Raw genomic sequence first — 14793 nt, 5'->3', positions numbered from 1 at the left:
TTAGCGTGTACCTACAGAGATATTTTTTATTTTAAAAACTTTTTTATTAAATCCAACTTCTTTTTATTATATGGATGATATCTCATTTTTAAATCAAGTATATTTGATTTTTTTAGAATACCCTTTTTATGTGTAAATGCATCGAAACTGTTTTCTCCATGATATCTTCCCATTCCTGATTCTCCAACTCCACCGAATCCAATCTTGCTATCAGCAAAATGTACTATAGTGTCATTAACACAACCTCCTCCAAAAGAACAACTTTGAATTATTCTTTTTTCAGTATATTTGTCATTTGTAAATAAATATAGTGCAAGAGGCTTTGATTTAGAGTTTATATAATCAATACATTCTTCTATTTTTTCATAAGTAATAATCGGCAAAATAGGGCCAAATATTTCTTCAGACATGACAGGAGAATTAAGATCATTTTCTTCTACCAAAGTTGGGAAAATACTCATTGTAGAATCTGAATATTCTCCTCCGAAAATCACTTTTTCTTTATCAATCAAACTTTTAATTCTATTAAAATGCTTTTCATTTATTATTTTAGGGAAATCTTTGTAATCATTGTTTGGGAAAAATTCATTAATATTTTTCTTATACTCGTTAATAAATTCTTCTTTCTTATTTTTTTTAACAAAAACATAATCTGGTGCAATACATGTTTGACCAGCATTTACACACTTTCCAAAAGCAACCCTCTTTGCAGATAACGATATATCCGCCGTATCATCAATAATTACAGGACTTTTTCCACCTAATTCCAAAATCAAAGGAGTTAAATTATCCGATGCTTTCTTCATTACTAATTTTCCCACGTTGATAGAACCTGTAAAGAAAATAAAATCAAATTTTTGATTTAAAAGTTCACTGTTTTCTTCTCTGGATCCCAATACTACAGATATATATTCTGGTGGAAATATTTTTTCAATAATATTTTTGATTAATTCACTAGTTTTTCTTGAATAAGCAGAAGGTTTCAGTACAGCGCAATTACCTCCTGAAATAGCACCAATCAGAGGTGCCATAGTCAACTGAAATGGATAGTTCCATGGCGACATAATTAGGCATACTCCAAAGGGCTCGCTATGTATAAAACTTTTTGACGGAAATTGAGAAATTGGTGAGATAACTTTTTTATCTTTCATCCATTTACTCAAATTATTAATATGCGTCCTTATTTCCTCTAAAACTATTCCTATCTCCGTCATATATGATTCAAATTCGCTCTTGTGTAAATCTTGCTCTAGTGCCTCATAAATTTTATATTCATTATTTTTAATAGCTTCATGTAATTTTTTAAGAGAGTTTAATCTAAAAATATAATCTAACGTATTTCCTTCTTTATAAAATTTTCTTTGTTTTTCTACTAAATCTTGAATGTTTACTTTTTCAGTCAATTTCATCATCTCGTTTCAATATTAATTTTTAGATTGTTTCTATTTTTATTAATTTAATCATTTTTCAATACAAATTAATTACATATAATTCAATAAGGTAAATTAAAATTTAATTGTTTCCACATCCACAACCAGATGAAAATTCCTTTAGTTCTTTTTTTTCTTTGTTCTTGTGGCCTTCTCCTCCACAACCGCAGCCGCCTTCACTTTCTTTGTTCTTGTGGCCTTCTCCTCCACAACCGCAGCCGCCTTCACTTTCTTTATTCTTGTGGCCTTCTCCTCCACAACCGCAGCCGCCTTCATTTTCTTTGTTCTTGTGGCCTTCTCCTCCACAACCGCAGCCGCCTTCTTGGTGATGATGATGGTGGTGATGTTCATGAGAGTTCATTATATCTACAATTCTGTCGTATCTTTCAGTCTCAATAGTATATAAATCAGTTTCCTCTATTTCTTTTTCGTCTTCACTAAATACTTCAGATAACATTTCCTCAGATACCTGTAATAATCTATCAAGACCTCTAGCTGTTTGATTTACATAGTCAGAGTCTATTGGATTTTCTTTCTTGTAGTTATATCCAATTATTCCATTTATATTTGATAAAGAGCTTGCAGTTTCTATAGCTCTTCTAAAATTAGCCATTTCTTTAATAGCTTCTTCTCTATCTGTTTTATGAACCTCTGCATCCATTGCAAATGAATCAATCAGTGTGTCTTTCATATATGAAAGGGCTAATGTAAGTACACAACTCACGTCGATTAATGTGTATTTCTTTTCATATTCAATTTCATAAATATTTTGTTTTCCAACATTAAATGTATTTGGCTGATACTGAACAATTTTTAGTTTTATATCTCCTAATGACTCTACTCTATCCACTACTTTTTCTAAATTACCTAGTACCACATCCACTGATTCCATATCATCATTTTCCATTAATATCATATTGTACTCAGTCAACAAAGAAGACACTATGTCTAGTAATAAAATTGGTGACATCTCATGCTTAGGATTTATCTCAAATACATTTTTCCCTACATTTACCTTTAACTCTATTGAATTTGTTTTTTTCATTGAATAACCTCCATTTATTAATATCGAATATATTAATTTTATTATATTTTTAAATTATTAAAGTATAAATTTATTTTTTTATTAATATATAAAAACATTTTATATATTTACCATTCCGACTGTATTATAGCAATAAAATATATTTTATATAATTTCAATAATTTAATGTGTATATATTTACATTTATTAAATATATTCATTTACTTTATACCTAAGTTTCTTGTTTTTAAATATATTTATAGCTTTTATTGATAACTTTTATTGTTTTAAAGTATTTTTCAATAAAACCTCAAATTATTATCAATATTTTAAAATCCTATAGACTTTTTTTATTATTGAAATATATAATTATTTTATCTAATTTGAATTTTCAACTTCTTATTGCTACTAACTCAATATTATACCATATTAGTGCTACTAGTTTTCAAATAAAAAGTAAATAAAAAACACCAAAGAATCTTTTCCTTGGTGTTTTTTCATTTACTTTTTATTTAAATTATAGAGATTCAGCATATATTGTTCTTACATTTTCTCTAGTAGCTTCTATAGGTGCTGCGCCTAATAGACCATCTAATGATGGAGTTGTAAATGCAAGTTCTGTTAATTTGTCTAAATCTGCTTCACTAAATCCTTCGTCCCTTAAAGTCTGAGTAAGCCCTACAGATTTTAACCATTCTCTCATTTTTTCTCCTGCTTCATCTGCTGTCATATTTTCATTGCCTTCTCCATATATAGGAGCAAATATATCTAGTATCGTATCTTTTCTTGCTTCAAATACTTGCTTTATTACAGCTGGCAATAATATCCCTAAACCGTATCCATGAGTCAAATCTGTCTTTACGGCACTTAGTGGATGTTCTAATGCATGAGTAAAATGTAATAGACCATTGTCAAATGAAGTTCCTGCTATCATAGACGCATATGCTAAGTAGTATCTAGCTTCTATATCTTTTGGATCTTTTAACGCCTTTGGTAAGTACTTATGTACTAATCTAACAGTTTCCTTAGCTAGTAAAATACTAAATGGATTGGCAGCAACACTTGTACATGCTTCAAATACGTGATTTACCGCATCTACAGATACTGACATAGTCTGGAATTCTGGTAGAGTAGTCATAAGAGCTGGATCATCAATTGCATATAGCGGATATATACAATCGTAAGCAATTGCAGGTTTGTATTCTTTTTCCGGAATAGATACAACCGCGAATCTATTCACTTCTGTTCCAGTTCCATGAGTTAAGTTAATTGCTATTACAGGTGCCGCCTTTTCTGGTGCAAATTTCAATTCATAAAGTTCGGCTGCTGTCTTGTCACTGTATTCTAATAGTATCGCTACAGATTTAGCAGAGTCAATTGGACTTCCTCCTCCAATACCGATTACAGCCTTCGCACCAAAATTTTTCCCTAATTCTACTGCTTCATCAACATCTTTATGTTCAGGATTTGGAGTTATCTTATCATATAAAACATATTCAATATTATTTTCTTTCAATGCTTTTTCTACAACATCCCAAGCTCCAGTTTTCTTGTATGCAGCTCTTCCTGTTAAAATAACTACTTTATTAAGACCTTTTTGAGAAAGTTCTTTTGAAATATCATAGAATTTCTCAATAGCTCCTGCACCTACATATGCAGTAGTCTTTGTTCTAATTTCCTTTACTTCTTTAACATTGATATCATTTTCCCACATAATAAACTCCCCCACTATTTTGATATAGATAAATAAACTATACTCTTAATATCTATTATACGCTTCTTTTTAAATATTGTAAATAATCTGACAATCTTTTCGTCAAATTATTAATTTATTTAATTTTTTTAAGACTTGTTTTGTTAGTATCTATAATTTTATCGGTAATAATCAATATACTACATTTAATAATTAGCTGTTATATATTATTATTTAATCATACATTTAAAAAAACTTTTTACTATGTGTAATGTGACAATTTATGTGATAAAATATTATGGTATAAGAATTTATGGAGGTAATTATGACAATAGCAGACAATAATTTTAAAGACTTATGTAGTAGTATTCTAAGCAGTGACAATAATACTTTAGGCGAAAAAGTAAGACCTAAATATGCAGATGGAACTGAATCACATACAAAATATTTAAATCAGGTATTTGAAAAATATGATCTTTCAAAAGGAGAACTTCCTATTTTAACACTTAGACAAGTTGCATGGAAGTCAGGAATAAAAGAAATCCTATGGATATACCAAGACCAAAGCAACAACCTTGACTTATTGAAAGAAAAACACAATATAACTTGGTGGGATGAGTGGGATATCGGAGATAGAACAATCGGTCAGAGATATGGTGCCACAGTAAAAAAATATAATCTTATGAATAATCTTTTAGATGGTCTAATAAATCAGCCATACGGAAGAAGACATATAATTAATTTATATCAAGAAGCAGATTTATCATCTTCAAAAGGACTTTATCCTTGCGCCATGGAAACACAATGGAGTGTAAGAAAGGGATATTTAGATATGACCCTTATACAAAGATCTTCTGATGTGCCAGTAGCTAATGCTATAAATAAAATACAATATGTAGCATTACAGATGATGGTTGCTAGACACGTTGGACTTGAGCCAGGTGTATTTTGTCACTATGTAAATAATGCCCATATTTATGACAGACATATTTCTCAAGTTGAGGAACTATTAAAAAGAGAGCCTCAAGGAAAAGATGGAGATATTAAGTTAGTACTAAATCCTGAAAAAACTAATTTTTATGATTTTACAATAGATGATTTTACAATGGAAAATTATAGCCCTGTAAAACCTAACTTAAAATTTGAACTTGCGATTTAATACGAAAAATAAAATTTAGGAGATATATTCTGATGTTTGATAATATTTTTATGATTGTTGCCATGACCGAAAAAACTAACTCAATTGGTCTAAATGGCGACATGTTGTACCATTTAAAAGACGATTTAAAATACTTTAAAGAAACTACTCTTAACGAGACAATCATATGTGGTAGAAAAACTTATTTTAGTTTCCCTAAGAGACCTCTTCCAAATAGAAAAAATATTATTCTAACAAGAGGAAATAACGAATATGAAGGAGCTTATACTCTTCACTCAAAAGAAGATGTATTAGAATATGCAAAAAGCCATCCAGAAGAAAAAATATTTATATGTGGTGGAGACGATGTATATTCTCAATTTATTGATGTTGCTTCAAAATTATATATTACAATTATAGACGAAGAAAAAACAGTCGTAGCAGATAGTTTCTTCCCAGAATTTTCTGACAAAGATTGGGAGTTAACTTCAGAATCTAGATATATAACACCAGAAAGTGCACCAAGATACAAATACTGCGTATTTTCTAGAAAAAAATAGATTTACTATGCTAACAAAAAAACCTATTGTACGTATGTACAATAGGTTTTTTTGTTAGCATTTATTAAAAGATTATTATTTATCTCTGTGAACTGAACCACTTTCTTTTTTGATTCTTGCTTGAGCTGCTGCAAGTCTAGCGATAGGCACTCTAAATGGTGAACAAGAAACATAGTTAAGTCCCTGATTATAACAGAACTCTACTGAAGAAGGCTCCCCACCATGTTCTCCACATATACCAAGCTTCAAACTTTCATTTGTCTGTCTACCAAGCTTTACAGCCATTTCAACAAATTTTCCTATACCCTTCTGATCAAGAACCTGGAATGGATCTTTTTCAAGGATTCCCTTTTCTACATATTCTCCTAGGAATTTACCCGCATCATCTCTTGAGTATCCGAATCCCATCTGTGTAAGGTCATTTGTACCAAAACTAAAGAAATCTGCAACTTCTGCAATTTCATCAGCAGTTATACAAGCTCTAGGAATTTCAATCATTGTACCAACAGTATAAGGTATTTCTACTCCTGCTTTTTCGAATTCTTCATTCATAGTATCTTCTATAATAGGTCTAAGTAATTTTAATTCATTAACAGTTCCAACTAAAGGTACCATTATTTCTGGGATAACTTTTATACCTTCTTTATTCGCTAGTATTGCACCTTGAGCTATCGCTCTCGCCTGCATTACACAAATTTCTGGGTAAGTAACCGCAAGTCTACAACCTCTATGTCCTAACATTGGGTTAAATTCATCTAAATCACTTACTCTCTTTTTCAAATCAGAAGGTCTAATATTCATCTTTTTAGCTAGTTCTTCAATAGCTTCATCTTCATGAGGTAAGAATTCATGTAGTGGAGGATCAAGCAATCTTATATTACAAGGTTTTCCATCCATAGCTTCAAAAATACCATGGAAATCACCTCTCTGGAATGGAAGTAATTTTTCAAGAGCTTTTTCTCTATCTTCTACATTATCTGCAACTATCATTTCTCTTACTGCAGGTATTCTTTCTTCTTCAAAGAACATATGCTCTGTTCTACAAAGTCCGATTCCCTCTGCACCAAATTCAATTGCTTTTTTAGCATCACGAGGATTGTCAGCATTAGTTCTAACTAGCATATCTCTTATTTCATCTACCCAGCCCATAAATACTGAGAAACTTCCGCCTACTTCTGCACTTGTCATTTCTACTGAGCCAAGATACACAGATCCTGTAGATCCATCTATTGATAAGTAGTCACCTTCTTTTATCACAAGGTCTCCTACTCTTATTTCTCTAGCTCTTTCATCTACGTTTAATTCGCCACATCCTGCAACACAGCATTTACCCATACCTCTAGCAACAACTGCTGCGTGAGAAGTCATTCCTCCTCTTGCAGTAAGAATACCTTCAGAACTTACCATACCTTCTATATCTTCTGGAGAAGTTTCTTGTCTAACTAAAAGAGTTTTTTCTCCAGCCTTTGCATGAGCAACTACATCATCTGCATGGAAGTAAACTTTTCCTGTTGCAGCTCCAGGAGATGCCGGTAATCCCTTTGCTAATACTTTTACTTCTTTCAATGCTGCTGGGTTGAATGTTGGATGAAGAAGTTGATCTAGCTGTTCTGGTTCTATTCTCATAATAGCTTCTTCTTTTGTTATCATTCCATTATTTACTAAGTCTACTACAACATTTATAGCAGCTTTTGCTGTTCTTTTTCCACTTCTAGTCTGAAGTATATAAAGATTTCCTTTTTCAATAGTGAACTCAATATCTTGCATATCTCTATAATGTTTTTCAAGAGATTCTGATATATTTAAGAATTCTTCAAATATTTCAGGCATATCTTCTTGTAATGTATTTATATCATTTGGAGTTCTAATTCCTGCAACAACGTCTTCTCCCTGTGCATTGATTAAGTACTCACCAAACAATTTGTTTTCACCAGTTGCTGGGTTTCTAGTGAATGCAACACCTGTTCCACTAGTATCTCCCATATTACCAAATACCATTGACTGTATATTTACAGCAGTTCCCAAGTCATTTGGTATATCGTTTAATCTTCTGTATACGATAGCTCTAGGGTTATTCCAAGATCTGAATACCGCTTCTATTGCCAACATTAATTGTTTCTTTGGTTCTTGTGGGAAATCTTCGCCTATTTCTTTTTTATATATTTCTTTAAACTTAACTACTATTTCTTTTAGATCTTCTGTAGTTAAATCAGTATCTACTTCGTATCCTTTTGCTTCTTTCGCATTGTCAAGTACACTTTCAAACTTGTACTTAGGTATTTCCATTGCTACATCAGAAAACATCTGGATAAATCTTCTGTAACTGTCATATGAAAATCTTTCATTTCCAGTTGCTTCAATTAAACCATTTACACTAGTGTCGTTAAGACCTAAGTTAAGTATAGTATCCATCATACCAGGCATTGAAAATACTGCTCCTGATCTAACTGATACCAATAGTGGGTTAACATCAGAACCTAGTTTTTTACCTTGCTCTTTTTCTAGCTGTTCTAATTTCTGATCTATCTGATCTAAAATTTCTTGCTTTATTTTTAGATCGTTCTCATAATAATCATTACATGCTTCTGTAGTAATTGTGAATCCCTGTGGAACTGGTAAACCAATATTTGTCATTTCTGCTAAGTTTGCACCTTTACCACCTAGTAAAGATTTCATATCTTTGTTGCCTTCATCAAAACTGTAAACAAATTTTGTACTCATAATATCCTCCCAAATTAATTAGTTCTTAACTTTCTTGATTTAATTGTCATACTCTTTGATCTAAATATATTTAAATATCATAATCTTGCATGATTAATACATCGTTTTCTTTTAAAATATCTAATATTATACCTGCTGTTTCTTCGATAGCTTTGTTCGCAACATTTATAATAGGACACTTTAACTTCTTCATAATTTTATCTGAGTAATCAAGCTCTTCTAATATTCTTTCTAACTTTGCGTAACTTGCCGCTCCAGATAATCCCATTGATTTTAATCTTTCAACTCTTATTCTATTTAAGGTCTCTGGTGAATTTGTAAGTCCAATTATTTTTTTTGGATCTACATCAGCAAGTTCCTTTGGAATAGCAACTTCAGGAACTAATGGAACGTTAGCTACTTTTATATGTTTATTAGCTAAATACATGCTAAGTGGTGTTTTTGATGTTCTAGATATACCCACCAACACTAAATCTGCTTTTAAAAGACCTCTCGGATCCTTACCATCATCATATTTTACTGCAAATTCTATTGCATCTACTCTATTAAAATACGATTTATCCATTTTTCTTATTAGTCCGGCTTCTCTTAATGGTTTTACACCAGACTTCTTACTCATTTTATCCATTATAGAAGATAGTAAATCTACATACTCTATATCTTCTTCTCTACAATATTCACATGCATAGTTAGCTAAATCTTCGCTTACAATACTATACATAACTAAAGCATTATTGTTCTTTGCTTCATTTAGAACGTCTTTTAATAATTGTATATTATTTACATAGGGAAATCTCTTTATATCCCAATTTTCATGATTGGGAAATTGATATATAGTTGCTTTTGCGATTGCTCTAGCAGTTTCTCCCAATGAATCTGATACAATGAAAATTTTTAAATTATTTTCCATACTACCTCCAATCGTATTTGCCTACTCAGTGATTTCCACAAAAAGTCTTGTTATTAATGTTTTTGATATCTTACCTACTATTTTCATCTTTTGTTCATCCCCGTCTATATATCTAACAACGGGCATGCTATCTACTTCTCTTTGCATAAGTTTTCGTGCAGCTTGGTTTATATATTCATCTTCTACCACAGTAGCTATATTAGGTACTCTTGTCATTATCATACCAATCGGTAGCTTGTGGATATCAGATCCTCCTACAGTTGCTTTTAGCAAATCTTTTCTAGAAACAACACCACATAGGTAATCTTGATCATCAATGATAAATACTCCTCCTGAGTCCTCCAAAAATATATTCACTATTACATCATATACTGAATCACTTTGTCTTGCTGTTAGAGGAACTCCCATAACATCGGATACTTTCATTTTTTTCATCGCTGTGGTTTCATTGGAAAAATTACCTTCCCCCACATAAAAATAACCTACCTTAGGTCTTGCATCTAGTATTCCTGTCATTGTCAATACTACTAGATCTGAACGAAGTGTAGCTCTTGTAACCTGAAGCCTTTCAGCTATTTTTTTACCAGTTATCGGTTCATTTTTTTTAACAATTTCAATTATCTTCAATTGTCTATCATTTAATTGGATAGTAATCACCACCTTCAGTCTAATATTATTATCAAACTAGTTTCATATTTATGATACACTGTTTTTATATAGTATATTATAATATTATATTTATCATTAATCAATAGCTTTATTTAAAAAAAAATAAAATTTATGATATATTATATTATATTTTTTTAACAAATATTTTTAAGCAATTAAATTAGATCATAAAAAAAGATGTGAGTACTCCTCACATCTTTTTATTCTACCTGTTTAATTATCATTAAATGAGTGTCTACTTATAAACAATCTTAGACAGGTCACTTATTTTTAACATAGAGTTATATATGTTTTTGATAAGAGCCAGTCTGTTGTTTCTAACAGATAAATCTTCATCCATTACCATTACAGAATCAAAGAAATCATCTATAAATGGCTTTAATGATGCAAATCTGTCTAGTGATTTAGTGTATTCTTTTTCTTCAATAAGTCTTTTTATATCTTCATCTACTACCGAAAATTCATCATATAGTCTGTTTTCTACTTTATCAGTAAATAATTTTTCATCAACTTCTGTTGATTCTGCATTTTCAGCAAGAGTAGATACTCTATTAAATGCTACCAACATATCTATTAGAGAATCTCTATCTATCCACTTGTTAATAGCTTCTGCTCTTGAGTATAAGTCTGATATATTTTTTTCGTCTACTGAAAGAACTGAGTCAACAACGTCATATCTAATACCTTTATCTCTGAACATATTTTTAGTTCTATCATCAAAGAAGTCTATGATATCTGATATAACTTTCTCTCTATCCACGTCTAAATTTTTGTATTGATTTAACGATATATTTGCTAAGTCAGAGATATCTATTTCTAAATTATTTGTCATTAGTATATTTAATATTGATAAGCACTGTCTTCTAAGTGCAAATGGATCCGCTGATCCTGTTGGTTGTATTCCAATTGCAAAGAAGCCTACAATAGTATCCATCTTATCAATAATAGATAGAATAGAACCTTCTATTTTAGAAGGAACAATGTCCCCACTATGTCTAGGTAGATAATGTTCATATATAGCCAGAGATACGTTTGGATCTTTGCCCTCTAATTTTGAGTATTCCATTCCCATATATCCCTGCAATTCATCAAATTCAAACACCATACCAGTCACTAGATCTGCCTTACATAAGAAAGCAGCCTCTAATAAAACATCTTTATCTAAATCAATTGTATTTGAAAATTCCTTTGCTGCATTGTATATTCTCTCACTCTTATCAAATAGAGTCCCTAATTTTTCTTGGAAGACTACTGTTTTTAATCTATCTCTATATTGCTCAAGAGTATATCTTCTGTCTTCTTCAAAGAAGAACAATGCATCTGCAAGTCTTGCTTCAAGTACCTTTTCATTTCCTTTTTTAACATTTTCTATTTTATAGTCATTACCATTTCTTACTGCTATAAAATAAGGAAGTAGGTCATTATTAGAATCAACAACTGGGAAATATCTCTGATGAGCTTTCATTGGAGTTTTTACTACTTCTTTTGGAAGCTGAATATATTTCTTATCAAATTCTCCATAAAAAGCTGTTGGATACTCAACTATGTAAGTTACTTCATCTAATAATTCTTCATCCATATCTACTTTCGCATTTATAGATTTGGCAACATCATTTATCTGTTTTAAAATTAATTCTTTTCTTTCTTTCTGGTCATATATAACGTAATTTTCTTTTAATTTACTGAAATAGTCTTCAATACTGTTTACAGTAATACTTTTTGAACCTAAAAATCTATGACCTACAGTAACATTTGAAGATATGATTCCTTCTAGATTTACTGGAACAACCTCATCATTCATCATAGCTACCAACCATCTTATTGGTCTGACAAATCTAAGGTTTTTTCCTCCCCATCTCATTGATTTAGGGAATACAACATTTTTAATAATAGATACTAACACATCTTGAAGTATAATTTCTGTCTTTATTCCATCTTCTTTTTGAATAGCAAATAGATATTCTGTTCCATCTATTTCTTCAAAAAAGATGTCATCATTATCTAATCCTTTGCTCTTCATAAACCCTAATGCTGCTTTTGTAAAGCTTCCATCGTCAGCTAAGGCAATCTTTTTTGAAGGGCCTTTAATTTTTTCTTCTAGATCTTCTTGCTTGTCAGCTATATCATTTACAACTAGTATTAATCTTCTAGGCGTTGCATAGGTATCAATTTCACCAAAATTTATTCTCTTTTCAGCCAACTCCCCTGCTAAATTTTCTTTTAGTTGAGACATTGTAGATTCAACAAATCTAGCAGGCATTTCTTCTACACCAATTTCATATAAAAGATAATTATTCATTTTCTTCACCTGCTTTCAATAATGGGTATCCCATTTCTTCTCTTTGTTTAACAAAACTCTCAGCCACTATTTTTGCAAGTGATCTTATGCGTCCTATATAAGATGCTCTTTGGCTAACACCTATAGATCCTCTTGCTTCAAGAGTATTAAATGTATGTGAACACTTCAATACATAATCATAGCAAGGTATTACAAGGCCAATTTCAGCCATTCTTTTCGCTTCTCCTTCATACATATCAAACAACTTAAATAGCATTTCGTAGTCACATTCATCAAAGGCGTATCTCGAATTTTCATATTCTTGTCTTTTAAACACTTCTCCATACGTTATATCGTCATTCCATTTTAGGTCATAGACACTATCAACGTCCTGAATATACATAGCAATTCGCTCTAAGCCATATGTTATTTCTCCAGTTTCTAATTCACACTCAATATTTCCAACTTGTTGAAAATAAGTAAACTGAGTGATTTCCATTCCATCTAGCCAAACTTCCCAGCCAAGTCCCCATGCACCAACCGTAGCAGCTTCCCAGTTATCTTCTACAAATCTTATGTCATGCTCATCTGGATTTATTCCTATTTCTCTTAAAGATTCTAAATACAAATCTTGTATGTCATCTGGTGATGGTTTTAATATAACCTGTAACTGGTGATGCTGATATAATCTATTTGGATTTTCTCCGTATCTTCCATCTGCAGGTCTTCTTGATGGCTCCACATAACACACGCTCCAAGGTTCTGGTCCCAAAGATCTTAAAAAAGTATTTGGATTCATAGTTCCTGCACCTTTTTCTACGTCATATGGCTGTGTCATAATACATCCTTGCTTTGCCCAATAATTTTGCAAGGTTAAAATCATATTTTGAAAATTCATACTTTCCTCCCGAATATTTCTTACAATTATATATTAATTGTATTTGTAATTTTTTTATTCTGTAGTGCTTTCATCCTTATTATCATTAGATTCTTCTTCACTAGAGTTTTCATTTAGCAAGTCGTCTGTAATGTCAATATCACTGTCATTGCTAGGTTTATTGCTAGCTTTATTATGTAATATATTCATTATATTTTCAAATGAGTTAAGAATTATCCCCTTCAATATCTCTATTTTTTCTGGTGTTAATTCTCCTAAATCCACTTCTTCACCACTGTCTTCATCTATAATCTTTGCAGTATAACTACTTAGAACAACGGCTGATATACCAAGTAATGCTAGTAATGGTGTAGCTGCTACACCTACTACTCCAATAGATAGAGGAATATTTAATACTGTTTTTTCGTTCTTTTCAACCACTATCCTTACTATTGATGCACCTTTTAGCAACTCTATCAGTTGAAGTCTTATTTTTTCTGTTTCTTCTGTGAATTTTGTTTCAAATTCTTCTACCCTATGCTTACTTTTTTCTGCTTTAGATTCTTCTAAAAATATTATAGCATCTAGTACGTTTCCATCATTTTTTTCGAGTACTTCTTTTGCTTCTTTGTAACTAAGATATGGATATCTTTCAATAACTTGTTCAACTTTTTCAATTGTAATTTTTTCCATGATATTCCCTCCAGTTCTCAATTTAATCCTTTTAATATCTCTAACGATCTAAAGTTTACATTGCCAAAATATCTTATAAGATATTCTTTTAATAAATAGAAAAGCTCTTCCACCAGTATTTTTGAAACCTTTGCTTTACTACATACTATTATATCATTTTTTAGTATATATTGCATAAGTGATATAGTAGTTTGGTTAATTTTTACATATTTTTTTTCTTTATCTATACATTTATCGCATACAATACCACCTAATTCTGTTGAGAATAAAGCATATCTATACTCTCCGGTACCACAGGATACGCATCTATTTACTTCAGGGCGATACCCCATGTAATCGATAAATTTCAGAATAAACGAAACTAGAACCAATTTTCTATCTTCAATTTCTTCCGAAAATAAAAAAAGAGTTTGAGTCAATAGATGAAACAACCTATTATTTGGTTGACCTTCAACTATATTATTCTCTATTAATTTTGTAATAAATGAAGCATATGAAAAACTCTCAAAATCTTTTGATATATTATAAAAACTTTTTATACTCTCCGATTGACTAAGAGTAAAAAAATCGTTTTGTTTTTTTAAAATGTAATTATTATACGAAAAAATTTGAGAAGTAGATAAAAATCTGCTTTTTTGTCTTTGCGCGCCTCTTGCCATTACAGATGTTTTACCATATTTTTTTGTGAATACGGTCAGAATTAAGTCATTTTCTTTGTATTTTAAGTTTTTAAGTACTATTCCTTGTGTATTTAAAACTATCATATTTTCACCTAAGATTTCTGTTTTATAGTATTTATT

12 protein-coding genes are annotated in these 14793 nt (G+C 30.8%); 2 read left to right on the top strand and 10 right to left on the bottom strand.

The window, feature by feature from the left end; genetic code table 11:
• Positions 1-26: 26 nt before the first annotated feature.
• The 3 genes from C0982_RS03040 to C0982_RS03030 form a co-directional block, all read right to left on the bottom strand.
• Positions 27-1403 carry an aldehyde dehydrogenase gene (locus C0982_RS03040; RefSeq protein ID WP_330399767.1) on the bottom strand — a complete coding sequence of 459 codons (1377 nt, stop codon included), beginning with the start codon at positions 1401-1403 and terminating at the stop codon, positions 27-29.
• Positions 1404-1512: 109 nt separating this feature from the next.
• Positions 1513-2475: a hypothetical protein gene (locus C0982_RS03035; RefSeq protein ID WP_101772744.1), complete on the bottom strand. Its 963-nt coding sequence runs from the start codon at positions 2473-2475 to the stop codon at positions 1513-1515.
• Positions 2476-2971: 496 nt separating this feature from the next.
• Complete coding sequence (locus C0982_RS03030; protein WP_101772743.1) at positions 2972-4168, bottom strand: iron-containing alcohol dehydrogenase; 1197 nt, start codon at positions 4166-4168, stop codon at positions 2972-2974.
• Between the two features lie 304 nt (positions 4169-4472).
• Between C0982_RS03030 and C0982_RS03025 the strand changes: the two genes are divergently transcribed.
• Both C0982_RS03025 and C0982_RS03020 read left to right on the top strand, forming a co-directional pair.
• Positions 4473-5306 (top strand): thymidylate synthase, encoded by an 834-nt coding sequence (locus C0982_RS03025; RefSeq protein WP_101772742.1) that lies wholly within the window; start codon positions 4473-4475, stop codon positions 5304-5306.
• 32 nt (positions 5307-5338) lie between these two features.
• On the top strand, positions 5339-5845 hold the full coding sequence (locus tag C0982_RS03020; RefSeq protein WP_101772741.1) for a dihydrofolate reductase: 507 nt from the start codon (positions 5339-5341) through the stop codon (positions 5843-5845).
• A gap of 75 nt (positions 5846-5920) precedes the next feature.
• Here C0982_RS03020 and ppdK read toward each other — a convergent pair whose 3' ends face one another.
• The 7 genes from ppdK to recO all read right to left on the bottom strand — a co-directional run bounded on the left by ppdK (position 5921) and on the right by recO (position 14757).
• Entirely contained in the window at positions 5921-8566 is a 2646-nt protein-coding gene (gene ppdK / locus C0982_RS03015; RefSeq protein WP_101772740.1) for a pyruvate, phosphate dikinase, read from the bottom strand.
• Between the two features lie 70 nt (positions 8567-8636).
• Positions 8637-9476: a pyruvate, water dikinase regulatory protein gene (locus tag C0982_RS03010; protein WP_101772739.1), complete on the bottom strand. Its 840-nt coding sequence runs from the start codon at positions 9474-9476 to the stop codon at positions 8637-8639.
• Between the two features lie 21 nt (positions 9477-9497).
• The gene (locus C0982_RS03005) at positions 9498-10133 is read right to left on the bottom strand and encodes a helix-turn-helix transcriptional regulator (RefSeq protein WP_101772738.1); all 636 of its coding nucleotides are present in this window, start codon (positions 10131-10133) and stop codon (positions 9498-9500) included.
• Between the two features lie 247 nt (positions 10134-10380).
• Positions 10381-12444 carry a glycine--tRNA ligase subunit beta gene (gene glyS, locus C0982_RS03000; RefSeq protein ID WP_101772737.1) on the bottom strand — a complete coding sequence of 688 codons (2064 nt, stop codon included), beginning with the start codon at positions 12442-12444 and terminating at the stop codon, positions 10381-10383.
• On the bottom strand, positions 12437-13321 hold the full coding sequence (gene glyQ, locus C0982_RS02995; RefSeq protein ID WP_101772736.1) for a glycine--tRNA ligase subunit alpha: 885 nt from the start codon (positions 13319-13321) through the stop codon (positions 12437-12439). Before glyQ ends, glyS begins: the two co-directional genes overlap by 8 nt.
• Before the next feature lie 54 nt (positions 13322-13375).
• On the bottom strand, positions 13376-13993 hold the full coding sequence (locus C0982_RS02990; protein WP_101772735.1) for a DUF4342 domain-containing protein: 618 nt from the start codon (positions 13991-13993) through the stop codon (positions 13376-13378).
• A gap of 17 nt (positions 13994-14010) precedes the next feature.
• Positions 14011-14757: a DNA repair protein RecO gene (gene recO / locus C0982_RS02985; RefSeq protein WP_101772734.1), complete on the bottom strand. Its 747-nt coding sequence runs from the start codon at positions 14755-14757 to the stop codon at positions 14011-14013.
• Between the last annotated feature and the right edge of the window lie 36 nt (positions 14758-14793).

Origin of the sequence: Peptostreptococcus faecalis, assembly GCF_900240845.1 — a bacterium.
GTDB classification, from domain to species: domain Bacteria; phylum Bacillota; class Clostridia; order Peptostreptococcales; family Peptostreptococcaceae; genus Peptostreptococcus; species Peptostreptococcus faecalis.
This window is presented reverse-complemented; position numbering and strand designations above follow the sequence as displayed.